We start from the raw sequence: 23,203 nt of genomic DNA on the forward strand, positions 1-23,203 counted from the left end.
CCCGTCAGGACGGCGGTAGGTCGAGCGATTCCAGCGCGGCGGCCAACCGGTCGACGGCGGTGGCGAGTTGGGCCCGGGTCTCGGCGGCCGCGAGACTGACCCGGGTGCGGGGCGCGGGCTCGGCGGTGAAGTAGTTCCGGCCCGGGGAGAGGGCGACGCCGTGGCGCAGCGCGGCGGCGGTGAACGCCGCCGGGTCGAGCTGGGCGGGCAGCGGCAGCCACAGGTGGAACCCGCCGCGGGGGAGCAGCGGCGGCAGCAGGGCCGGGGCGCGCTGGGCCAGGGCGGCGGCGAACAGCTGCTGCCGGTCGGCCAACTCCCGGGCCAGCGCGCGCAGGTGGCGCGGCCAGTCGGCGGAGGTGACCAGTTCGAGGGCGGCCTCCTGGAGCGGCCGGGGAACGAAGAACGAGTCCACCGCCTGGACCGAGCGCAGCCGGGCCAGCGCCGGTCCGCGGGCCACCAGCGCGCCCACCCGCAGGCTCGGCGAGGCCGCCTTGGTCAGCGAGCGGACGTGCACCACGGTGCCGTCCGGGTCGTCGGCGACCAGCGGCGCGGGCAACTCGCCCGCGCCGGGGTGGGCCAGCAGCCGGGCGAAGTCGTCCTCCACCACGAACGCCCCCGCCCGCTTCGCGGCCGCCAGCACCGCCCGCCGCCGCCCCGCGGGCAGAACGGTGCCGGTCGGGTTCTGGAACAGCGGCTGGCAGACGAACAGCCGCGCCCCCGACACCGCGAACGCCTCGTCCAGCCGCTCCGGGATCACCCCGTCCGCGTCCACCGGCACCGGCACCGGGCGCAGGCCGGCCGCCCGGGCGATCGCCAACAGGCCCGGGTAGGTGGGGGATTCGACCAGCACCGGCGCGCCCGGCGGGGCCAGCGAACGCAGCGCGCAGGTCAACGCGCTCTGCCCGCCCGCGGTGATCAGCACCTCCGCCGCCGTCACCCCGCCGCCCGCCTCGCGGGCGAACCAGCCGCGCAGCTCCGGCAGCCCCTCCAGCGGCGGCCGCCCCCACGCGCCGGGCCGCCGGGCGGCCCGGGCCAGCGCGCCGGCCAGCGCCCGCTCCGGCAACAGCGAGGCGTGCGGGTAGCCGCTGTTCAGGTCGACCACCTCCGGCGGGGCCAGCGCGAGCGCCGCCAGCACCCCCGAGGCGTCCACCACCCGGGCGGGCGGCGCCCCCGCCTCCGCGCTGAGCGCCACCTCCTGCCAGGAGAAGTCCCCCCGCGCGGCGGGCCCCGGCCGCGGCTCGGCCCGGAACACCCCCGCCCCCGGCCGGGACACCACCACGCCCTCCGCGACCAGCTCCCGGATCGCCCGGGACACCGACACCGGACTGACCCGGTAGCGCTCCACCAGCTCCCTGCTACTGGGGATCCGCTCGCCCGGGGAGTAGCGCAACACCGTGCTGCGCAGTACGTCGGTGAGCTCCTGGACGGTCATCGGCCCTACCTCTCAGGGATGCTTCCGGCGGGCGGGCGGCAACTGCTACCGTCCTGTATGTCAGCACACGATAGCGCTACCATGCTCCGCCCGATAGCGGTCGGCGGCACCGCCCAGGCCGCCCTCGGGGTGTTCGCCTTCTCGTTCAGCTTCCCCGCCACCGCCTGGGCCCTGGAGGGCTTCGGGCCGTGGACGGTCACCGGCCTGCGCGGCACCTTCGCCGGGCTGCTCGCCGGGGTCTGCCTGCTGGCCGCCGGTGCCCGCGTCCCGCCCCGCTCGGCCTGGCCGGGGCTGGCGGCCGTCGCGGTGGGCTGCGCGGTCGGCTTCCCGCTGCTCTCCACGCTCGCGCTGCGGCTCTCCTCCACCGCGCACTCCGCGGTCGTCATCGGCCTGCTGCCGCTGGCCACCGCCGCCGTCGGCGCGCTGCGGGTCGGCGGGCTGCGGGCCGGGGCCCGTCCGCCGCGCGCGTTCTGGCTCGCCGCGCTCGCCGGGGCCGCCGTCGTCCTCGCCTTCACCGTCCAGCAGAGCGGCGGCGCGGGACTGACCACCGCCGACCTCTACCTGTTCGGGGCGCTGCTGGTCTGCGCGTTCGGCTACGCGGAGGGCGGCCGCCTCGCCCGGGACCTGCCCGGCTGGCAGGTCATCGGCTGGGGCGTGGTCGCCGCGCTGCCCGTCAACGCCCTCACCGGCGCGCTCGCGCTGACCGCCGAACCCGTGCACGGGAACTGGCACGGCCTCACCGGCCTCGCCTACCTGGCGGCGGTCTCGCAGTTCGGCGGCTTCGTCGTCTGGTACCGGGGCATGGCCGCGATCGGCGTGCCCCGCGCCAGCCAACTCCAGCTCGCCCAGCCCCTGTTGACGCTCTGCTGGGCGGTCCTGCTGCTCGCCGAGACGCTGCCCGCCACCGCCGTGCCCACCGCGCTGGCGGTGGTCGCCTGCATCGCGGCGACCCAGCGGGCCGGGAAGGGGACGGGAAAGAGTCGAGGTCAGTCCGGCGGGGACGGGGGCGGGGCGTCCAGCCAGTAGTAGAGCTGCTCCCCGGCGGCGGCCGCGCGGCGGGCCAGGGCGGCCAGGACGGGCAGGACGGCGAGCGCGGCGGCGGGCGGGGCCTGGCCGTAGGGGCGCAGCGCCCGCAGGACCCCGGCGGGCGAGCGGGCGAGGAGGTCGCGGGCGGCGGGGGAGAGCTGGTGGGCCCAGGGGCCGGTGGTCCACGGGTCGCCGGGGACGGCGAAACAGGTGGGCGGCCGGGTGGTGGGCGGCCAGACGGTGCGCTCGACCAGGCCGGTGTCCGGGAGCGGGAGGAGCAGTTCGTCGAGCAGTTCGAGGACGTCGCCGGCCCCCGCCCCCGACGGGTACCGGGTGTCGAAGGCGGCGGCCGGATCGTGCCGGGCCGGTCCGGCCGCGAAGGCCGCCAGGACGGCGGCCGGGCCGGGGGCGCGGAAGAAGGCGTAGCGCACGGGGCGGTCGGGAGGCCGGAGGGCCGGGAGGCCGGACGCTCGGGAGGCCGGGCGGTTCAGGCGGTCAGGGCGCAGTAGAGGTGCTGGCCGTCCTGCTTCGCGCGGCGGGCCAGGACGCCCAACTGGTGGATCAGCTTCATGAGTTCGATCCGTTCGACGTTCTTCACCTCCTCGGTGCGGGCCCACTGGCTGGTGAGCCGGGGCAGGCGCTTGCGCTGGATGCCGGCCAGGGCGTCGCGGGTCTCGTCGGGGAGCTCGACCACCCAGGGGCCGGTCATCCACGGGTCCTCGAAGTCGACGGCGGCGCCCGGGCCCTCCTCGTGCCAGGGCTCCAGGCCGGTCGGCCACACCGAGCGGTCCGGGCCGTCCTTGACCGGCGCCGGGGCCGGCGTCGGGGCCGGGGCCAGGTCGGGGGTCTGGACCGGGGACTGCGCCTGGGCCTGGGCCGAGTCGCTCTCCTCGCGCAGCGCGGCCACCAGGCGCGGCAGGACCACGGTCGGGTCGATGCCCCGGGCCCGCACCGATTCGAACGCCTCGGCGGCCGGGCGCGTCCCGCTCGCCATCACCTTGCGCACGGCGGCCTCGTCCTCGGCCCGGAAGTAGTCGGTCTGCAAGTCCATGTCGCCACGCTCCCCATCGTTCGGCAGGCGCCCAGTGCATCACAGCCCGTGCCGTCGCGGGTACCGGGTCACCGTCCTGTGATCTCCCTCCCAGTCGTCAGCGGGACGCACCGCCACGGCGGTTCGGGTACTAGCTTTCGGCCGTGGGAGATCGGAGGAACCGGCCGCTGCGGGTGCTGCTCGGCGCGTCCGTGCTGGCCAACACCGGCGACGGCGTGCTGCGCACCGGCCTGCTGCTGGTGGTGGCGCACCTGACCGGGTCGGTGAACGCCTCGTCGCTGGTGATGGCGGTCAGCACGGTGCCGTGGCTGCTGTTCGGCATCCCGGCCGGGCTGCTCGCCGACCGGGCCGGGCGCAAGGGCCTGATGGTGGCCGCGGACGGGGCGCGGGCGCTGCTGATCCTCGGGATCGGGGCCGCAGCCTGGGCCGGGGCGCTGTCGCTGCCGCTGCTGCTCGCCCTGGCGTTCCTGGTCGGCACCGCCGAGACGGTGTTCAACACCAGCAGCGAGACCGTCCTGCCGACCGTCGTCCCCGCCGCGGAACTGGCCCGGGCCAACGGGCAGCTCGCCACCACCGTCCGGGTCACCGGCCAGTTCGTCGCCCCCGCGCTGGCCGGCTGGCTGACCGCGCTGGCCGCCCCCGCCACCTTCCTGGTCGCGGGCGCCGGCTACCTGGGCTCGATGCTGCGGCTCACCGCCCTGCCGCCCGGGACCGGCCGCGTCCCGGACCCGGAACGGGCGCACCGGGCAGCGGCAGAACGGGGAGCGGCAGAACGGGCAGCGGTAGAACGGGCAGCGGCAGAACAGGGCGGGGCCGGGCGGTCGGGGGTGTGGGACGGTCCGGCGTTCCTGCTGCGCAACCGGGTGATCCGGGTGATCACGCTGGCCGGGGTGCTCACCACGCTGGCGAACACCTCGTTCCTGGCGCTGTTCGTGGTGTACGCGACCGGCGGCCCGCTGCACCTCGGCGACGCGGGCTACGGCGTGCTGCTCAGCTCGGTGGGCGTCGGCACCGCGATCGGCTCGCTCACCGCGCACCGGGCCGAACGCCGCTTCGGCAGTGCGCCGGTGCTGTGCGCGACCCGGCTCGGCTGGGGGCTGGTGTTCACCGCGCCGGTGTTCCTGCACGGCCCGGCGCTGTTCGCGGCGATGACGGTCGGCAGCTGCCTGGGCGGCATGTGGGGCGTGCTCACCGTGACGATCCGCCAGCGGCTGACCCCGCCGCGGATCCGCGGCGCGGTGGGCGGCGCCTACCGGGCGGCGATCATGAGCGCGATGCCGGCCGGCGCGGCCGTCGGCCTGCTGCTCCAGCGGCTGCTGGGCACGCCCGGCACCTTCCTGCTGTTCGGCGCCGGCATGGTGGTGCTGGCCGTCCCGGTCTGGCGGGCCGTCACCGCCGAGCAGCCGGGAGCGGAGCAGCCCGGGGTCGAACCGCCGGAGCAGCCGGGAGCGGAGCAGCCGGGAGCGGAGCAGCCCGGGGTCGAACCGCCGGAGCGGCCGGGAACGGAGCAGCCCGGAACGGAGCAGCCCGGGGTCGAACGGCCGGGGCCGGAAGGGCCGGAGCGGCCGGTGGTGGAGCGGGCGGGGCGGCACCCCCGCACAAGGCGTCGCGCCGCCCGCTCCGGTCAGTAGGAGCCGGGGATGCCGGCGTCCTTGCAGGCCTTGGCGAACTGCGGGGTGCAGATCTCCTCGGCCTTGTAGAGGCCGCCGTCGATGACCGTCTCGGCGATCTTGTCCTTGGTGACCACGACCGGGGTGAGCAGCATCGAGGGGATCTGCTTGTCGCCGGACTGGGTGACGGCGGCCGCCACCGAGGTGATGTCGATGCCCTTGACCAGGTAGACCGCCATGTTGGCGGCGGCCTCGGCCTCCGGCTGGTACGGCTTGTAGATGGTGTACGCCTGCTCGCCGGTGAGGATCCGGCGGATCGCGTCCAGCGAGGCGTCCTGCCCGCCGACCGGCACGTCGGTGCGGCCGGCCTTGTGCAGCGCGTCGATGATGGCGCCGGCCATGCCGTCGTTGGCCGAGTAGACGGCCTGGAAGCCGTTCTTGCCGAGCTTGGAGACCGCCTCGTCGATCTTCGACGCAGCGACGTCGGGCTTCCACTCGCCGGACTGCTCGTAGGCGATCCGCTTGACCTTGCCGTCCAGTGCCAGGTGCGCGCCGGTCTTGAAGGCGCCGGCGTTGGGGTCGGTCTCCGCGCCGTTGATCATCAGGATCTCGGAGTCGGCGGGCTTCTTGCCGGCCCGGCCCATCGCGTCCAGCAGGGCCTGGCCCTGGAGTTCGCCGGTGCGCTGGTTGTCGAAGGAGATGTAGGCGATGACGTCGCCGGCGGCCAGCCGGTCGTACGCGATGACCTTGGTGCCCTTCTTCTTGGCCTCCTCGACCCAGGGCGCGGTGACGGCGGCGTTCACCGGGTCGAGCAGGATCACCTTGACCCCGCGCGAGAGCAGCGCGTCGAACTGCTGCTTCTGGACCTTCTCGTCGCCGTCGGCGTTGGCGTAGTCGAGGGTGCACTTGGTGCACAGCCCCTCGACCGAGGTCTGGATCAACGGCTTGTCGAACGCCTCGTAGCGGGTGGACGAGGAGCGCTCGGGCAGCAGCAGTCCGATGGACTGGTTGCCCGAGGACGAGGACTTGTCGTCCCCGCAGGCGGCGAGCGACAGCGTCATCGACACGGCGGCCGTGCCGATGACGAGTCGACGCGTCATCGAGTTCATGGTGGGTGGTGCCTCCCTGACAGCGCCGTGTCCCTACGGCGAGGTGAAGGGGAGTCAAGCCCACCCGTCATGTGTCGTCAAGAAGTAAATCATTGGTCGGGGCGATTCGACCAACTCGTTACCTTCTTGAATTCAACCCGGGAGGTTCGTCCACGGAGCTCTCATCGTTCGTTCCGTGCGACCAGGAACACCCCGCCGACCACGATCGCCCCACCGACCATGATCGGCCAGGTCAGCGCCTCGGAGAGGAAGAGCCAGCCGAGGAAAACCGCCACCACCGGATTGACGTACGCATAGGTCGCCACCAACGGAAGCGGCGCGCGCTGCAACAGCCACGCGTAAGACGTGAACGCGACAATGGAGCCGAACAGCACCAGGTACACCAGCCCCGCCCACGACCCCGCGGACACCGCCCCCGGATCGAACCCGCCCGGCTCGCCCCGGGCGAACGACAGCGCCAGCGCGCCCAGCGCACCCGCCAGCATTTCGTACACGCTCGCCACGAACGGATCGGCCGGCATCGGCAGCCGCCCCGCCAGCACCGAGCCCAGCGCCCACACCACCGCCGCACCCACCACCAGCAGCAGGCCGGACAGCCCGACCGCACCGGTCAGCCCCGGCGCGGTCAGCACCACCAGGCCCACCAGCCCGACCAGCACCCCCGCCAGCGTGGTCCGGCCGGTCCGGGCCCCGAACGCCCGGCGCAGCAGCACCACCCAGAGCGGCACGCTCGCCACCATCAGCGCCGCCAGCCCCGACGGGACGGTCCGCTCGGCCAGCACCACCAGGCCGTTGCCGCCGACCAGCAGCAGCACGCCCACCAGGAAGGCGGAGGCGAACTGACGCCACGTCACCCGCAGCGCCCGCCACCCCTGACGGACCGCCAGGCCCGCGCCGAGCAGCAGCGCCGCCGCCCCGAAGCGCAGCGCGCCCGACAGCAGCGGCGGCATGGTCTCCACCACCACCCGGATCGCCAAGTAGGTCGACCCCCACACCACGTACACGATGCCGAGCGCCGCCCACACCGCCGCCCCGAGCCCGGCCGCGGGCACCTTCCCGGTCGCAGGTGCCTTCCCGGCCGCGGTCCCGGAGCGGGAGGGCGGGGGCGGACAGTCGGGGCCGGCGTCGGCCGGGGACTGCGGAGAGGGTGCGGACATGGGCGTCTCCTGGTCTTGGTCCTGACAGGGTGTGTTCGGCGGAATGACACCACACTCCGTCCGCGGCCGACAGGGGGTTTCCGGACCGGGGACGGGTCACTACGCGCGAACGCCCCCCGCCGCACGCCGGGCAGGGCCGACCGGATGAACCGGCGCACCACCGCGCCCCCGGCCGGGCCGCCCCGGCCGCGCCGGATGGTAGGCATGGGGGCGGCCCCGAGCGCAGCCGACCGAAGGAGCGGCCGCATGGCATGGCTCGCCGCACCCGAGTACCGGCTCGCCCGCGAGCTGTTCCTGCGCCTGCTCGCCCTCGTCTACTGCTGCGGATTCCTCGTCGCCGCCCGCCAGTTCCGCGCCCTGCTCGGCAGCCGCGGCATGCTCCCGATCCCGCGCTTCCTGGCCCGCGTCCCGTTCCGCCGCGCCCCCAGCCTGTTCCACTGGCACTACAGCGACCGCCTGTACGCCGCCGTCGCCCGGACCGGCCTGCTGCTGTCCGCCGCCCTGCTCGCCGGGGCGGCGAACCTGCTGCCGCTCGGCGCCGCGATGGCCCTGTGGGCGCTGCTCTGGGCGCTCTACCTGTCGATCGTCAACACCGGGCAGACCTGGTACGCCTTCGGGTGGGAGTCCCTGCTGCTGGAGGCCGGCGCCCTCGCCGTGTTCCTCGGCAACGACCGGGTCGCCCCGCCGCTGCTCGTGCTGTGGCTGCTGCGCTGGCTGCTGTTCCGGGTCGAGTTCGGCGCCGGACTGATCAAGTGGCGCGGCGACGCCTGCTGGCGCAAGCTCACCTGCCTCTACCACCACCACGAGACCCAGCCCATGCCCGGCCCGCTCAGCTGGTTCTTCCACCACCTGCCCCGCCCGCTGCACAAGGCCGAGGCCGCCGCCAACCACGTGGTCCAACTCGCCGTCCCCTTCGGCCTGTTCCTCCCGCAGCCGATCGCCTCCGACGCCGCCCTGCTGATGATCGCCACCCAGCTGTGGCTGATCGCCTCCGGCAACTTCGCCTGGCTGAACTGGCTCACCGTCGCCCTCGCCCTGGCCGTCCTCGACACCGGCACGCTGCGCCGCGTCCTGCCGATCGGCCCCGACCCCGACTACCCCGGCCAACCCGTCTGGTACCAGGTGCTGGTGGCCGCCTACACCCTGCTGGTGCTGGCCCGCTCCTGGCAGCCCGCCCGCAACCTGGTCTCCCCGCGCCAGCAGATGAACCGCTCCTGGGACCGCCTCCACCTGGTCAACAGCTACGGCGCGTTCGGCTCCGTCAACCGGACCCGGTACGAGATCGTCCTCGAAGGCACCCGCGACGTTCACGGCACCGACGGCTGGCAGGAGTACGAATTCCCCGGCAAGCCCGGCGAACTGCGCCGCCTGCCACGGCAGTTCGCGCCCTACCACCTGCGCCTCGACTGGCTGATGTGGTTCGCCGCGATCTCCCCCTCCTACGGCCGCCCCTGGTTCCTCCCGCTGCTCGCCCGCCTGCTCGTCAACGACCCCGACACCCTGCGCCTGCTGCGCCGCAACCCCTTCCCCGACACCCCGCCCGCCCTGGTCCGGGCCCGCCTGTACCGCTACCGCTTCACCGACGGCCCCGAACTGCGCGCCACCGGCGCCTGGTGGCACCGCGAGCATGTCCGCGACCACCAGCCCCCCGTCGGACTCGCCGCCCTGCGCCGCCACGCACCCCCCGACCCCACCGCCCGGCCCGCCGGCCGGCCCCCCACCCGGGACCCCGCCCGGCACCCAGGAGAGGACCGATGACCCCACCCAACTCCCGCCCCCCACCCCGCCGGGGCGTACTGTCGGTGCCGCTCCCTACCGTACGGACCACGCGGACGGGCCCCGCGCCCGCCGCCACCGGTCCGCCGCGGCCCGGCATTTCACGGAGGGCCGGTGCGTGCGCGGCTCGAACGCGCACCCGTATTCTGGCCTCCCGCGACGCCACTGCCGCCGCACCCACCCCACCCGCCCCGCCAGTCCCTCTGCCAGCCAAACGCCACGAACCGGACTTCACATGACAGTGCGCACCCTGAACGACGCCGACGACGCGGCGTCCGAGACCGCGTCCGCGACGGACGGCGAGACCCGCCAGAGCACCCGTGAGGAACTCGGCCGCTTCGCCGACCAGGGCGGATTCGCCCTCACCGCCGACGCCAACCCCTGGCTGGAGGCCGCCGAGACCCTCACCGGTCCCGAGGACGCCCGCGCCGCCTCCACCGTCCTCGCCGAACTCCGCAGCCGCGACACCCGCGCCGTCGGCCAGGCCGCCAACGCCATCGCCGCCAAGGCCGGCCTCGACATCCCCGACACCCTCGGCGGCCTCACCACCCTGCTCGACCTCCTCCAGCGCGTCCACGCCACCTCCGCGGCGCTGCGCACCGAGGCCTACGAACAGGACCTCGCCGAACTCGCCGCCGCCACCGGCAACTCCGCCTACCGCAAGGACGCCGGCGCCAAGCTCGGCTGGAACCGCCGCCGCCAGCTCCGCGCCCAGGCCCGGGCCCTCGCCACCGCCGGCACCCGCCCCGGCCGCGCCGACCTGCACACCGCGCTGGTCGCCGCCGCGGCCGCCCACCGCGACTGGACCGCCCTCTCCGGCGCGTCCTCCCGCCCCTCGGTGCCCGTCGACGGAGCCCTGCTCACCGAGACCGCCGGCGTCGTCGAATCCCTGGCCGACGCCGTCCGCTCGCTGGCCCGCCTCCTCCCCGAGCGCGCCCTCGACTCCCTGCCGCTCACCGAACTCGCCGACCTCGTCGACCGCCTCGCCGCCGACGAGGGCACCCTCTACCGCCTCTCCGCCCTCCGCCAGCTCCGCCTCGAACTCGCCGAGCAGGGACTGACGGAACTGCTGGCGGAGCTGCACGAGCGCCAAGCCGACAAGGACGCTGCGCTGGCGGCGTACGACCGGCACGTCGCCGCGAAGACCGCGCTGGCGGGGGGACCGCGACCGGCGGCGGAGGACGAGGTCGCCGCGGAGGAGCCGGAGGCCGTCGAGGCCGAGGCCGAGGTTGTTGCGGTGGAGACCGAGACCGAGATCGAGCCGGTGGTCGAGGAGGCCGAGGCTGAGGTCGAGGCCGAGGCTGAGGTCGCCGTCGAGGAGCCGGTGGTCGAGGAGACCGAGGCTGTCGAGCCCGAGGCGGAGGAGACTGCGCCCGAGGTCGAGGCTGCCGTTGAGGAGCCGGAGGCCGTCGAGGTCGAGGCCGAGCCCGAGGTCGAGGTTGTGGCCGAGGAGCCGGTGGCTGAGCCGGAGCCGGAGGCCGAGGTTGCCGCCGAGGAGCCGGAGGCCGTCGAGCCGGAGGTTGCCGAGGTTGCTGAGGAGCCGGTGGCTGAGCCGGAGGCCGTTGAGGTCGCTGAAGCTGCTGAGCCCGAGGTTGAGGCTGCCGTCGAGGAGCCGGAGGCCGTTGAGGTCGAGGCCGAGCCTGAGGCCGTTGCCGAGGCGCCGGAGCCCGAGGCTGTTGTCGAGCCGGTGACTGAACCCGAGCCGGAAGCCGTCGAGGTCGTTGAGCCCGAGCCCGAGCCCGAGCCCGAGCCCGAGCCGGTTGCCGTTGAGCCGGAGCCGGAGCCGGAGCCTGAGCCGGTTGCCGTTGAGCCCGTGGTCGTGTCGGAGGTGGTGCTGGAGGAGCCGGCGCCGGTTTCGGTGGCGGCGGGGTGGGCGAAGCCCGAGTTGGTGCCGGGGAAGCCGATCACCGGGTACTCCGCGGAGGAGCTGGTCGCGTTGGTGGGCTGGCTGGACTCGGACGGGGAGAAGCGCAGTGACGACGAGTTGCTGCGGGCGGCGATGAAGGAGCTGGGGTTCGCCCGGCTCGGGCCGCGGATCAAGGAGGCGCTGGGGGCCGCGGTGGCTTCCGTGCGCGGCTGACGGTTCGTCAGGAGTGGGGCGTCCGCCCGTCGTTGCGCCCGGGGCGCGGCGGCGGGCGGTGCCGTTCCGGTGGGGGCGGGGTCATTCGCCGATGTCCTCGGACCAGAGGTCGGGGCGGGCGGCGGTGAAGTCGGCCATCAGGCGGACGCAGTGCGGGTCGTCGAGCAGGGTGATGCCGGTGCCGTGGGCGGCGAGCCAGTCGTGGCCGCCGGTGAAGGTGGTGGATTCGCCGATCACCACGTGGCCGATGCCGAACTGGCGGACCAGGCCCGAGCAGTACCAGCAGGGGGAGAGGGTGGTGACCATCACCGTGTCGCGGTAGCCGCGCAGCCGGCCGGCGGCGCGGAACGCGGCGGTCTCGGCGTGCAGGGAGGGGTCGCCGTCCTGCACGCGGCGGTTGTGTCCGCGGCCGAGGAGCCGCCCGTCGCGCCGGAACAGGGCGGCCCCGATCGGGATGCCGCCCTCCGCGAGTCCGGCTTCCGCCTCGGCCACCGCGACGTCCAGCCATGCCCGGGCCTGTTCCGCCGTCACCCGACCGTTCACCGGCCACCTCCGTCGTCCTGTCGCGGGTCCGTGCCGTCCACCCTCTCCGGGTACCCGCGCCGGGGGGTCGCGGCACGCCGGGCGGGGCGCCGGGTCAGGCGAGGGTGACGGTGACGCCGGCGTCCTCGAGGGCGGTGATCTCGGCGGCGGGGGCGGTGGGGTCGGTGACGAGGGTGTGGATGCGGTCGGTGGGGACGGCGCGGGCGAAGGCGGTGCGGCCGAGTTTGCCGCCGTCGGCGGCGGCGACGGTGCGGCGGGCGGCGGCGGTGGCGGCCTTCTTGACGGTGGCGTCGTCGAGGTCGTAGGCGGTCAGGCCGTCGGCGGCGCTGAGCGCGCAGCAGCCGACGACGGCGGTGTCGAAGCGCAGGGCGGAGAGCGAGGCGAGGGTGAGCGGGCCGGTGAGGGCGCCCTCGGCGGCGCGGGGCTGTCCGCCGGGGACGATCAGGGTGGCCGGGCCGGGGGCGTCGCCGAGGACGTGGATGGCGGGCAGCGAGAGCGGCATCACGGTGACGGGGCGTTCGCGCAGCAGGCGGGCGAGTTCCAGGCAGGTGGTGCCGCTGTCGAGGACGACGGTCTCGCCGTCGGCGATCAGCGCGGAGATCGCGGCGGCGATCCGGCGTTTGGCGTCGACGGCCTCGCGGGCGCGCAGCGCGAACGGGGGTTCCTCGCCGCGCAGCAGCAGGGTGCGGGCGCCGCCGCGGAAGCGTTCCAGCACGCCTTGGGCGGAGAGGGCGTCCAGGTCGCGGCGGACGGTCATCTCGGAGGCGCCGGTGAGGGCGGCGAGCTCCGGGACGGTGGCGCTGCCCGCGTCCCGGACGGTCTGGGCGATCAGGGCGTGCCGCTCCGAGTTGTTCATACCGAGATTGAACCGCACCCCGCAACGCACAGGCAATCTGTTCGTTGAGCCCACTTTCGAACAGATCAGATGTTCGTTATGGTCGTCGGCATGGAACACCGGCTCCGAGCCGCCCGCGTGGCGACCTACGTCTACTTCGTCCTGTGCGGCACCCTGATGGGCGCCTGGGTGGTGCACATCCCCGCGGTCGAGTCCCGGGTCGGCATCGGCCACGCCGCGCTCGGCGGCCTGCTGGTGCTGCTGGGCCTGGGCGCCTTCGCGGGCATGCGGGCGGCCGGGAGCCTGACCGACCGTCTCGGCGCGCGCACCGTCGTCCCGGCCTCCGGTGCGCTGTGCGCCGCGTCGCTGGTGCTGCCCGGCCTGGCCTCGAACCCGTGGACGCTGGCCGGCGCGCTGCTGGTCTTCGGCTTCGCCAACGGCTGCCTGGACGTCAGCATGAACGCCCACGCCGTGCACGTGGAGCAGGCGTACGGGCGCCCCGTGATGTCCGGCTTCCACGCCACCTTCTCGGTCGGCGGGGTGATCGCCGCCGGCGCCGCCGCCGCGGCCGCCGCCACCGGCCTGGGCCCGGCCGCCACCCTCGCCCTGCTCGGCGCGGCCGGCCTCGCCGCCGCCCTGCTGACCGCCCGCAGCCTGCTGCCCGGCACCGCGGCGCCCGCCGACGCGCCCGACGGGACGCCGGCCGGAGCCCCCGCGGCCGCCGACAGCGGGGCCCCCGCCGACAGCGCAGCCCCTACCAGCAGCGCCGCCCCCGCCGACCACGGCGCCCGCCGCCGGATCCGGGTGCTCGCCGTGCTGGCGCTGATGGTGATGCTCAGCGAGGGGGCCGCCAACGACTGGAGTGCCCTGCACCTCAAGGACGTGCTCGGCGCGCCCGCGAGCACCGCCGCGTTCGCCTACGGCACCTACGCGGCCGCGATGACCGCCGGCCGCCTGCTCGCCGACCGGTTCGCGGCCCGCCACGGGGCGACCGCCGTGCTGCGGTACGGGGCGGCGACGGCCGCGCTCGGCATCACCGTCGCCGCGCTGACGCCCTGGGTGTGGGCGGCGTTCCTCGGCTGGGCGCTGTTCGGCCTCGGCCTGTCCGGGTGCGTCCCGCAGCTGTTCAGCGCCGCCGGGCACGCCGACCCCGCCGCCGCGGGCGCCAACGTCTCCCGGGTCGCCGGGCTCGGCTACCTCGGCATGCTGGCCGGCCCCGCCGTCATCGGCTGGCTCACCCACCTGACCGCCCTGAACCACGCCTTCCTGCTGCTCACCCTGCTGTGCGCCACCGCCGCCGCGTCCGCCGGGATCCTGCGCGGCGCCGCCCGGCCCGCCGCCGCCACCACCGACCGGGTCCCCGCCCCGGCGGGCGGCGGCACCCCTGAGACCGCCCGTGCGGCCCGGGCCGGGGCCGCACGGGCCGGAACGGCCGACGGGGCGGCGACGGGTGGGCGCCCGGCCGGTTTGACGGTTCCTTTAAGGTTCGGGAATGCGAGATTTCGGGGCGGGACTGCGGTTCCTGTTCAACGGGCAGCGATGGGTGGCGCGGCACGGCCGCTGGTGGGGCTTCGGGATGATCCCGGCGCTGATCGCCCTGGTCGGCTACGTGGCCGCGCTGGCGGTGCTGATCGTCTACGCGGGCGACCTGGCCGCCTGGGCGACGCCGTTCGCGGACGGCTGGAGCGAACTGTGGCGCGACGTCGTGCGCACGGTCCTCGCCGTGGTGGCGGTCGGCGCGGGCGGACTGCTGGCGATGCTGACCTTCACGGCGGTGGCGCTGCTGATCGGCGAACCGTTCTACGAGTCGCTGTCGGCGAAGGTCGAGGAGACCGAGGGCGGCGGCCCGCCGGAACCGGACGTCCCGCTCTGGCGGCAGCTGTGGACCGCCGCCCGGGACAGCCTCGCGGTGCTGCTGCGGGCGGCCGCGTTCGGGATCGTGCTGTTCCTGTGCGGGTTCGTCCCGGTGCTCGGACAGACCGTCGTCCCGGTGGTGGCGCTCTGCGTCTCCGGCTTCTACCTGGCCGTCGAACTGACCGGCACGCCGCTGCAGAAGCGCGGCCTGACCCAGAAGCAGCGGCTGCGGCTGCTGCGCTCCCGGCTGCCGATGACGCTCGGCTTCGGCGCCGGTCTGGCCCTGCTGTTCCTGGTCCCGGTGGTGACGGTGCTGGCGATGCCCGGCGCGGTGGCCGGCGCGACCCTGCTGGCCCGCGAACTCGCCCCGTACGAGCCCGAGGACGCGCCGGACCCGGAGCCGACGGACGACGACCCGGAGCCGGAACGCGACGACCGGCCGCCGTACGGCCAGCCGCCGTACGGCCAGCCGCCGCACGGACAGTCGCCGTACGGGCAGCACCCCTACGGCCAGCAGCCGTACGGACAGAACCCGTACGGCCAGAACCCGTACGGCCAGCAGCCCCACGGCCGGAACCCGTACGCCACCGACCCGCAGGTGTGACGTCCGGTGCCCGGGGCGGTCGCCTACGGTGACGGCGATTTGACGTAGCGTCATGGCCTGCGCGATAACGTCCCCATGGCCGTATCCGTGGACGCCGCCCCGCGCGGCATCGATCTCGGCGACCCCGCGTTCTGGCGGCTCCCCGAGGAGGCGCGGGCGGTGGCGTTCGCCCGCCTGCGCGAGCGCCCCGGCCCGGTCGGGTTCACCGACCGGGCGACGGGGCGGCGCTGCTGGGCGCTGGTCCGGCACGCCGACGTGGCGGCGGCTGGCCGGGCGCCGGAGGTGTACCTGTCGGGGCCGGGGCCGTCCCGGTGGGTGGCACGGGCGCTGTTCGGCGACTCGCTGCTCGACCTGGACGGCCCCCGGCACGCCGAACTGCGCCGGGCGGTCGGCCGGGCGTTCCCGCCCCGGCCCGCCGCCGACGCCGAGCGGGACCTCCGGGCCCTCGCCGCCGAACTGGTCGACCGGGTCGAACGGGAGCGCCCGACCGACTTCGTGGCCGCCGTCGCTGCCGAGTTCCCGCACCGGGCGCTCTGCGCCCTGCTCGGCCTGCCGCCCGAACGCCTGCACCGGACCGCGGCGCCCACCGGGGGCGACGGCCCGCGGGCCCGGCTGGCCCTCCGGCTGGCGGTCTCCGCCGCCGTCCGCGAACGCCGCCGCCGGCCGACCGGCGACCTGCTCTCCGCGCTGGCCGCCCCCGCCCCGGACGGCCGCGGCCCCGGCACCCGCGAACTGGCCGCCTTCTGCTCCCTGCTGCTGACCCACGGCGCCCGGACCACCCGCGACGCGCTCACCCACGGCCTGCACCTGCTCACCGCCAACCCCGCCCAGCGCGCCCTCCTGCTCGCCGACCCGGACGCGCACCTGGGCGGCGCGGTGGAGGAGATCGCCCGCTGCGCCGCCCCGTTCGCCCGCTCCCACCGCACCGTCGCCGTCGACCACCGGCTGTCCGGCATCCGGCTCGCCGCGGGCGACCGGGTGCTGCTCTGCCACGGCTCCGCCAACCGCGACGGGACGGTCTTCGCCGCCCCCGACACCTTCGACATCACCCGCTCGCCCAACCCCCACCTCGGCTTCGGCGGCGGCGGCCCGCACTTCTGCCTCGGCGCCCACCTGGCCCGCCGGCACCTGCGGATCCTGCTGCGCGAACTGCTCACCCGCCTCCCGGAGATCCGCGCCACCACCGCCCCGTCCCCGGCCGGGCTAAGGTTCACCTTCTGACGCACCACCGGGGGGACCGTGGGAAACCGGAACAGCATCAACGGCGGGACGTTCTTCGGGCCGGCCGTTCAGGCGGAGCAGGCCATTTTCTTGCCGCCCGCACCGCAGTTGCGGGCCCTCGGGGGCCTGCCTGCCCGGTCCCCGGTGCTGGTCGGCCGGGACGCCGAACTCGCCGAACTGGTAGAGCAGTTGGAAGGACCCGACCCGGCCGGCCGGCTGATCACCGGCCTACCGGGCGCGGGCAAGACCGAACTCGCCGTACACGCCGTCCACCGAGCCCTGGCACTGCCCGGCCGCTATCCGGGCGGGGTGCTGTTCCTCGACCTGTTCGGCTACGACGAGGACCGCCGGGTCGACCCGCACCGCGCTCTCGGCTCGCTACTGCGGGCCCTCGGCGTCCCGGACGGGCAGGTGCCCGCCGAGACCGCGGAGCGGACCGCGCTCTACCGCACCGTGCTCGGCACATACGCGCGCGAGCAGCCGCTGCTGGTGCTGCTCGACAACGCCGGCTCCCGCGCCCAGGTCGACCCGCTGCGGCCCAACGTGCCGGGCATCCCGCTGCTGGTCACCTCCCGGCACACCCTCAGCGACCTCCAACTGCCCGTGCTCGACCTGCCGGTGCTGGCGGCCGACGACGGCGTGACGCTCCTCGCCCGAGGGCTGGACCGGCTGCACCCCGGCGACCGGAGGGTCGCCGACCAGCCCGACGCCGCTCGGGAGACCGCCGAACTCTGCGGCGGCCTCCCGCTCGCCCTCGCCGTGGTCACCGCCCTGCTCGGCGACCTCCCGGCCCGCCCGATGTCCGCGATGGCGCAGTCACTGCGCGACACCCGGCGCCGCCTGGCCCGGCTCGCCCGCGAGGACCTCGCCGTCCGCGCAGCCTTCCAGCTCTCCTACCGCCACCTGCCGCCCGACCAGGCCCGTCTGTTCCGGCTGATGTCGCTCAACCCCGGTCCCGACCTGTCCACCGAGACCGCCGCCCACCTCGCCGACCTGCCGCCCGATGACGCTGAGCCGCTCACCCACGCCCTGGCCCGCGCCCACCTGGTCCAGCCCGCCGCCGTGCACGACCGCTGGCGGATGCACGACCTGATGCGCTTGTACGCCGAGGAACTCTGTCGGGAGAAGGACACCCCGGCGGCCCGGACCGCCGCCACCGGGCGGATGCTGATGCTCTACCGCGACCTCGCGGCCGCCGCCGACCAACAGCTCCAGCCCGGCGAAGCACCCGGTCGGCGCTTCCCGGGCCGGGCCGCCGCGCTGGCATGGCTGGACGCCGAGTACCCCAACCTCCGGGCCGCCGCCCTGACCGCGCCCGAACTCGGGCGCCCCGACATCACCGTGGTGCTGCACGCGCTGCTGATCGACCACCAGAGCCTGCGGCGGCACCTGGAGGACTTCGAGGCCATCGCCCGGAAGGCCCTCGACACCGCCAGCACCGCGCGCGACCCGCTGATCAGGCTGGCCGAGCCCGAGATCCTCAACAACCTCGGCACGGCCCAGCGCGAATTGCGCCGCTTCGCGGAGTCCGAGGCGTCCTACCGACGGGCCCGGAAACTGTGCGCCGAACGCGGTGAGGCCCAACTGGAGGCCGCGGTCCTGACCAACCTCGGGCTGACGTACCAGCAGATGGGCCGGTGCGCCGAAGCCGTGCAAGTGCTGCACGAAGCACTGGCGATGTACCCGCCGGACGGGAGCCTGCGGGAACGCGGCATGGCGTACACCAACCTCGGGCGGGCCCTGCACCAGCTGCGGCGGCTGCCCGAGGCGGCCGAGGCGTACCGGGCCGACCTCGTCGTCTGCCGGGCCATCCGCGACCGACACGGCGAAGCGATCACGCTCAACAACCTCGGCATGGTGCTGCGCGACCAGCACCTGCGGGCCGAGGCCGCAGAAGCCTTCGAGTCGGCGCTGCGGGCCGCGCACGACTCCCTGGACCACTACCTGGCCGTCCGGGTCGGCGCCAACCTCACCCTGCTCCGGGGGCTGGCCGATGAGGACGACCCGCAGGAGGTCGTCGATCGGCTCGCCGAGGCCGTCGAGAGCATGGACGAACTCGGGGACACCTACATGGCGGCCCAGGTGCGCCTCCACCGGAGCACGGCGCTGGTCAAGGCGGGCCGCCCGGACGAGGCGCTGCAGGTGCTGGAGACCGTCCTGCGGGTGGGCCACGAACTGGGCGACCTCGACCTTCAGTGCACGGCCCTGGAGAACGCGGGCATCCTGCTCCACGGCTCGGGGCGGTACGCGGCTGCCGCCGAGCACTGGACCGGGGCGGCCGACCGCTGCCTGGTCCTCGGCGACCACGACCGGCGGGGCCGGTGCCTCGGCCGCCGGGCCGGGGCCCGGCAGGCGCTCGGCGACGCGGTCGGCGCCCGGGAGGACACCGCGGCCGCCGCCGCGGCCTTCCGGATCGCCGGTACTGCGGAGGCGGCGGTCGACGCGCTGCTCGGCGAAGGCCGGTGACGGACGAGGGGCGGCCGCCGCACGCTGCGGTGGCCGCCCCTCGTCGGTGCCGGGGTCAGGACGGGTGGCTGCCCACCGCGTCGCGGACCTCCGCGCCCAGGACGCTGTTGGCGCGGGCGCAGTGGGCGCAGCAGAAGAAGCGGCCGGCGACCTCGACGCCGTGGCCGACGATGCGGACGGTGCACTGCTCGCAGCGCGGGGCGAGCTTCTCCATCGCGCACTCGAAGCTGTCGAAGACGTAGGTGTCGCCGGTGATCGTCTTGATCTCGAAGGACAGCCAGTAGTCGTTCTGGCACACCACGCAGACCGCCATGTCGGGGCTCCTCTCGTCGAACGGGTTCACCGCCGAGTCTTGGCCCGGGAGGGGCGGGCGGCAATCGGCGGCGGTCCGAACGGAGAAAGGCGGAGGAAGCGGGAGGAAAAGGAGAGGGGTCGTCCGATAATGGGCAGCAGGGTCCGGTGTTCAGCCGAGGAGGCCGAGATGATCATCCGAATCTGGGAGGCGCAGGTCGCCCCGGACCGGGCCGAGGACTTCTGCGCCAGGCTCGCCTCGACCGTGCTGCCCGGCCTCGGCCGGTGGGACGGCTTCCTCGGCGGCGAACTGCTCCGGGCCTGCGCCGACGGGGACCACCGGGTCCAGATGATCACCCGCTGGCGGGACGAGGAGGCCCTGCGGGCGTACGCGGGCCCGATGTGGCGGTTCCGGCCGGTCTGGTCGGAGGGCGAGCTGAACGAACTGGAGCACCCGCCGACGGTGGTGCACTTCCACTCGCTGCGCCGGATCGAGCACGTCCCCGGGGAGCCCGCGGCCGCGGTCTGAACGGGCGCCGGTCGGGCTCAGCCGATGGGGACGGCAGGGGCTCAGCCGACGGGGACGGCAGAGGCTCAGCCGACGGGGGCGGCAGGGGCTCAGCCGACGGGGATGCCGGTGTCGGCCTTCACCTGCTTCATCGTCAGGTGCGAGTGCACCTGCGCGATGCCCGGCAGGCCGGAGAGCACGTCGGTGACGAAGCGCTCGTACGCGGCGAGGTCGGCCACCGCGACCCGCAGCAGGTAGTCCGGGTCGCCGAACAGGCGGTGCGCCTCGACCACCTCCGGCAGTTCGGCCACCCGGCGCTCGAACTCGGCGACGGTGGCCCGGTCCTCGTGGCGCATCACCACCGTGACGAAGGGCTGGAAGCCGCGGCCGACGGCGGCCGGGTCGAGCCGGGCGCGGTAGCCGCGGATCACGCCCTGCTGCTCCAGGTGCCGGACCCGGCGCAGGCACGGGGACGGCGTCAGGCCGACCCGGTCGGCCAGGTCGGCGTTGCTGATCCGGCCGTCCTGCTGGAGCTCGTGGAGGATTCTGCGGTCAAGGCGGTCCATGGCGCAACATTCTGCCAGAGCGGGGCGTTGACCAGCGAAAACGGGACATCGGCTGCCAACGGTGGACGGCTAGCGTCCAGGGGTTGAGATTTCCGCCCCTTCCCGGGGCCGTCCCGAAGGTGCCCATGGACCCGCACGCCCTGCTGCTCTTCCTCGGCGTCGACGTGCTGCTGGTCTGCACGCCCGGCCCCGACTGGCTGTACATCGCCGCCCGCGGCCTCGGCCAGGGCGGCGCGCCGCGCTCACCGCCGTCACCGGCGTCTGCGCGGGCTACGCCGTGCACACCCTGCTCTCCGCCGCCGGACTGGCCGCCGCGCTGCGGGCCGTCCCCGCCCTGCTGCCCGTCCTGCGGCTGGCGGGCGCCGGCTACCTGGTGCTGCTCGCCGCGGGCATGCTGCTGGCCCTGCGCCGCGGCGACGGCGCCCGGGCCCTGGCCGCGGCCCGGCCGCAGCCCGCGCGGACGGTGCTGCGGCAGTCCCTGCTGACCGCGCTGCTCAACCCGAAGGGCCTGCTGCTCTACCTGTCGCTGGTCCCGCAGTTCGTCACCCCGGACGGCCCCCTCCCGGTCGGCGGCCAGGTCGCGGCCCTCGGCGCGGTCAACGTGCTGTGCTGCGCGGCCGTCTACTCGGCGGTGGCCCTGGGCGCGGCCCGCCTCGGCCACCGCTTCGGCGCCACCCCGGCCGCGGCCCGCCGCCTCTCGGCGGTCTCGGCGGTCCTGCTGCTGGCGGTCGCGGGGGTGACGGCGACGGCGTGAACGCATGTCCCAACTGCCGTGCCAGGTGTACGTTCTGACTGTCCGCCGGGAGCGGACCGGACGGGCGGGGCGGCGATGGAGAACAGCAACAGGATCGAGGGCGGCACCTTCCACGGGCCGGTCGTCCAGGCCGCCTCGGCGACCGTCGTCCAGGTCGCTCCCCAGCCGCCGCCCCGGCGGTACCGGGCGCGGTGGATCGCCGTGGCGCTGGCCGCGGCCCTGCTCGGCGGCGGCGGTGCCTACGTCCTGCACACCGCCGCGCAGCGCAAGGACGCCGCGGGCCCGGCGGCCGGGGCGACGGCGGCGGCCGCCGTCACGCCCGGCCCGGCGCCCGCGGTGTCCGCCCCGGCGGGCGAGCGGATCGACAACGGCGGGGGGTGGGGGCCGGACCGGACCACCTTCCTGATGTCGTCCCCGGCCACCTATCCGGTGTTCAACTCCATCACCGACGACCCGGTCCAGGGCGACGAGCGCAACTTCGTCCAGTGCCGGGACAAGCAGTCGGACGCGAAGTTCGGCGAGCAGGTGGTGGCCCTCGACGGGCACACCTACCAGGTGTACCTGTTCTACAACAACGCCGTCGCCGCGAACTTCGACTCGATGGCCTCGCCGGCCGAAGGCGCGCGGGGGAACGCGGCCGCGAAGCTGCAGAACGCCCGGGCGCACGTCGAACTGCCCGCCGAACCGCTGTACAACCCGGGGCTGACCGGCTACCTGACGGCGGACAACGCCCAGGAGGTCTGGGACTCCTGCGACTTCTTCGCCGCCCGCAAGGTCCTGCTGCGCTACGTGCCGGGCTCGGCCCGGCTGGTGACGGTGCGCACGCCCGGCGGCGGGGTGCCGGTGAACGGCGGCGGGGCCGGGCTCGCGGACGGAACGGGGGCGCTGATCGGGGAGCAGCAGGACGGGGTCGTCGGGCAGCTCGCCGGCTACCTGCTGTTCGACGTGACGGTGAAACTGTCCTGAGCGGGCGTCAGGGCAGGGCCGTCGCGGTGTCGTGGGCGGCGATCGCGGCGCGCAGGGTGAGCAGGTCGGCGCCGCGGACGGCGTCGAGGCCGGTGAGGTCGGCGGTGCGGCGCAGGCGGTAGTCGACGGTGTTGGGGTGGATCTGGAGGCGGGTGGCGGTGCGGCGGCGGTCGAGGCCGCAGGCGAGGAACGCCCGCAGGGTGGTGAGGAGTTCGGGGCGGCCGGCGAGCGGGGCGAGCAGGGCGGCGAGGGCTTCGCGGGCCGGGCCCGGGCGGCTGAGCTGGTACTCGACCAGGACGTCGTCGAGCAGGTGCAGGCCGGGGCCGCGGCCGGTGGCCTCGGCGACCTGGCGGACGTCGGCGGCCAGCCGGGCGGCCCCGGCGACCTCCTCGGGGGCGGCGGTGGCGGCCCCGGCGGTGAGGTCGGCGCCGCAGGCGCGGGCGAGGCGGTCGAGCAGGGCGGCCAGCGCGGCGCGGTCGGGGGCCGGGTCGGGGGAGTCGTCGGGGAGCAGCACCGGCCCGCCGCCGGCGGCCAGCGAGGCCAGCGGCACCCCGTCCGTGTGGCGCTCCAACTCGGTGCGCAGGCGCCGGAGTTTGCGGCGGGCGACGACCGAGCGGTTGACACCGGGGCGGGACTCGTCGGGGTGCGGGCCGATCGCCAGCGAGAGCACCAGGTAGCGGGCGGGCAGCCGGATGCCGGCCCGGTCGGCGGCGGCCCGCGGGTCGCCGCCCTCCAGCAGGCGGGAGAGCAGGGCCTGCCGGGAGACCTGCTCGTCGCCGAGCGCGGTCTGCCGCTCCTGCACGTACCCGGCGGCGACCGCGCAGCTGACCACCCGCAGGTAGCCGAGCAGCCGGTCCTGGGCGGTGGCGACGTCGGGCAGGTCGGCGGGGTCGGCCTCGGCCAGCAGGCGGGCCGCGCAGAGCTGGGCGCCCAGGTGGTAGGCGCCGACCACGGACTCCAGCGGCACGCCCTCGTCGGCGCGCCGGGCCGAGGACTCGCGGATCCGGGCGAGTTCGGCCTCGCCGGGCAGCACGCCGGTGCGCATCACCTCGACGAACGCCCGGATGCCGCGTTCGACCTGACGGGTGATCTCGCCGCGCAACTGCTCGGGCGGCAGCGCGTGGTAGGCCGGGAGCCGGTCCAGCAGCCGGACCATCACCTCGGCGGCCAGCACGGGCGCCAGCGCGAGCAGCCGCAGGTGGACCGGGCGGCCGCCGAACCGGGGCCCGCCGGCGGCGAGTTCGCCGGAGGGCCCGGCGTTGGACGCGGTCACAATCCACCTCGTGAATCTCTGGGCGACGACCCGGCGACGGGGCCGGGCGGCGCGGTCATCATGGTCCCCGGAGGTTACCTA

20 protein-coding genes and 1 pseudogene are annotated in these 23,203 nt (G+C 75.4%); 11 read left to right on the forward strand and 10 right to left on the reverse strand.

Features of this window, described 5'->3' with window-relative positions; genetic code table 11:
* Positions 1-4: 4 nt before the first annotated feature.
* Positions 5-1,432: an aminotransferase-like domain-containing protein gene (locus OU787_RS28025; protein ID WP_030462527.1), complete on the reverse strand. Its 1,428-nt coding sequence runs from the start codon at positions 1,430-1,432 to the stop codon at positions 5-7.
* Between the two features lie 57 nt (positions 1,433-1,489).
* Here OU787_RS28025 and OU787_RS28030 point away from each other — a divergent pair, with 57 nt between their 5' ends.
* On the forward strand, positions 1,490-2,458 hold the full coding sequence (locus tag OU787_RS28030; RefSeq protein WP_051817401.1) for a DMT family transporter: 969 nt from the start codon (positions 1,490-1,492) through the stop codon (positions 2,456-2,458).
* Here OU787_RS28030 and OU787_RS28035 read toward each other — a convergent pair.
* Together OU787_RS28035 and OU787_RS28040 are read right to left on the reverse strand one after the other, a co-directional pair.
* Positions 2,419-2,889, reverse strand: a complete 471-nt coding sequence (locus OU787_RS28035; RefSeq protein ID WP_051817400.1) for a hypothetical protein — start codon at positions 2,887-2,889, stop codon at positions 2,419-2,421. The two genes, OU787_RS28030 and OU787_RS28035, sit on opposite strands and share 40 nt — an antisense overlap.
* Before the next feature lie 56 nt (positions 2,890-2,945).
* Entirely contained in the window at positions 2,946-3,509 is a 564-nt protein-coding gene (locus OU787_RS28040; RefSeq protein ID WP_051817399.1) for a hypothetical protein, read from the reverse strand.
* Between the two features lie 143 nt (positions 3,510-3,652).
* Here OU787_RS28040 and OU787_RS28045 point away from each other — a divergent pair, with 143 nt between their 5' ends.
* On the forward strand, positions 3,653-5,140 hold the full coding sequence (locus tag OU787_RS28045) for an MFS transporter (protein WP_081967167.1): 1,488 nt from the start codon (positions 3,653-3,655) through the stop codon (positions 5,138-5,140).
* On the opposite strand, the gene OU787_RS28050 is transcribed toward OU787_RS28045, so the two are convergent.
* Complete coding sequence (locus OU787_RS28050) at positions 5,134-6,228, reverse strand: sugar ABC transporter substrate-binding protein (RefSeq protein ID WP_030462522.1); 1,095 nt, start codon at positions 6,226-6,228, stop codon at positions 5,134-5,136. The genes OU787_RS28045 and OU787_RS28050 overlap by 7 nt on opposite strands.
* Positions 6,229-6,389: 161 nt before the next feature.
* Entirely contained in the window at positions 6,390-7,385 is a 996-nt protein-coding gene (locus tag OU787_RS28055; protein ID WP_268661011.1) for an EamA family transporter, read from the reverse strand.
* A gap of 246 nt (positions 7,386-7,631) precedes the next feature.
* Between OU787_RS28055 and OU787_RS28060 the strand changes: the two genes are divergently transcribed.
* Together OU787_RS28060 and OU787_RS28065 are read left to right on the forward strand one after the other, a co-directional pair.
* Positions 7,632-9,143, forward strand: a complete 1,512-nt coding sequence (locus OU787_RS28060) for a lipase maturation factor family protein (RefSeq protein WP_268661012.1) — start codon at positions 7,632-7,634, stop codon at positions 9,141-9,143.
* A 253-nt stretch (positions 9,144-9,396) separates the two neighbouring features.
* Positions 9,397-11,241: a hypothetical protein gene (locus OU787_RS28065; RefSeq protein WP_268661013.1), complete on the forward strand. Its 1,845-nt coding sequence runs from the start codon at positions 9,397-9,399 to the stop codon at positions 11,239-11,241.
* An 81-nt stretch (positions 11,242-11,322) separates the two neighbouring features.
* Here the strand turns inward: OU787_RS28065 and OU787_RS28070 are convergent, their stop codons facing one another.
* A complete protein-coding gene (locus OU787_RS28070; protein WP_035956603.1) occupies positions 11,323-11,784 on the reverse strand; it encodes a nucleoside deaminase in 462 nt (153 codons plus the stop codon).
* 94 nt (positions 11,785-11,878) lie between these two features.
* Positions 11,879-12,640: a DeoR/GlpR family DNA-binding transcription regulator gene (locus OU787_RS28075; protein ID WP_030462517.1), complete on the reverse strand. Its 762-nt coding sequence runs from the start codon at positions 12,638-12,640 to the stop codon at positions 11,879-11,881.
* A 78-nt stretch (positions 12,641-12,718) separates the two neighbouring features.
* Here OU787_RS28075 and OU787_RS28080 point away from each other — a divergent pair.
* The 4 genes and pseudogenes from OU787_RS28080 to OU787_RS28095 all read left to right on the forward strand — a co-directional run.
* A pseudogene (locus OU787_RS28080) lies at positions 12,719-13,993 on the forward strand (MFS transporter); the annotation flags it as partial.
* 118 nt (positions 13,994-14,111) lie between these two features.
* The gene (locus tag OU787_RS28085) at positions 14,112-15,077 is read left to right on the forward strand and encodes an EI24 domain-containing protein (protein ID WP_268661014.1); all 966 of its coding nucleotides are present in this window, start codon (positions 14,112-14,114) and stop codon (positions 15,075-15,077) included.
* A 75-nt stretch (positions 15,078-15,152) separates the two neighbouring features.
* Entirely contained in the window at positions 15,153-16,298 is a 1,146-nt protein-coding gene (locus OU787_RS28090; protein ID WP_268661015.1) for a cytochrome P450, read from the forward strand.
* Positions 16,299-16,388: 90 nt separating this feature from the next.
* On the forward strand, positions 16,389-18,764 hold the full coding sequence (locus OU787_RS28095; protein ID WP_268661016.1) for an ATP-binding protein: 2,376 nt from the start codon (positions 16,389-16,391) through the stop codon (positions 18,762-18,764).
* 55 nt (positions 18,765-18,819) lie between these two features.
* Here the strand turns inward: OU787_RS28095 and OU787_RS28100 are convergent, their stop codons facing one another.
* Positions 18,820-19,077 carry a hypothetical protein gene (locus OU787_RS28100; protein WP_030462512.1) on the reverse strand — a complete coding sequence of 86 codons (258 nt, stop codon included), beginning with the start codon at positions 19,075-19,077 and terminating at the stop codon, positions 18,820-18,822.
* A gap of 168 nt (positions 19,078-19,245) precedes the next feature.
* Between OU787_RS28100 and OU787_RS28105 the strand changes: the two genes are divergently transcribed.
* Positions 19,246-19,584 (forward strand): antibiotic biosynthesis monooxygenase family protein, encoded by a 339-nt coding sequence (locus OU787_RS28105; RefSeq protein ID WP_051817396.1) that lies wholly within the window; start codon positions 19,246-19,248, stop codon positions 19,582-19,584.
* 89 nt (positions 19,585-19,673) lie between these two features.
* Here the strand turns inward: OU787_RS28105 and OU787_RS28110 are convergent, their stop codons facing one another.
* The gene (locus OU787_RS28110; protein ID WP_030462510.1) at positions 19,674-20,129 is read right to left on the reverse strand and encodes an Lrp/AsnC family transcriptional regulator; all 456 of its coding nucleotides are present in this window, start codon (positions 20,127-20,129) and stop codon (positions 19,674-19,676) included.
* A gap of 277 nt (positions 20,130-20,406) precedes the next feature.
* Between OU787_RS28110 and OU787_RS28115 the strand changes: the two genes are divergently transcribed.
* Both OU787_RS28115 and OU787_RS28120 read left to right on the forward strand, forming a co-directional pair.
* On the forward strand, positions 20,407-20,883 hold the full coding sequence (locus tag OU787_RS28115; protein WP_442788573.1) for a LysE family translocator: 477 nt from the start codon (positions 20,407-20,409) through the stop codon (positions 20,881-20,883).
* Between the two features lie 75 nt (positions 20,884-20,958).
* Positions 20,959-21,849 carry a hypothetical protein gene (locus tag OU787_RS28120; protein ID WP_268661017.1) on the forward strand — a complete coding sequence of 297 codons (891 nt, stop codon included), beginning with the start codon at positions 20,959-20,961 and terminating at the stop codon, positions 21,847-21,849.
* A 7-nt stretch (positions 21,850-21,856) separates the two neighbouring features.
* On the opposite strand, the gene OU787_RS28125 is transcribed toward OU787_RS28120, so the two are convergent.
* Positions 21,857-23,122 (reverse strand): PucR family transcriptional regulator, encoded by a 1,266-nt coding sequence (locus OU787_RS28125; protein ID WP_035956600.1) that lies wholly within the window; start codon positions 23,120-23,122, stop codon positions 21,857-21,859.
* Positions 23,123-23,203: the final 81 nt, after the last annotated feature.

The organism is Kitasatospora sp. YST-16, from assembly GCF_026802215.1.
In the GTDB taxonomy this organism is placed as follows: domain Bacteria; phylum Actinomycetota; class Actinomycetes; order Streptomycetales; family Streptomycetaceae; genus Kitasatospora; species Kitasatospora cineracea.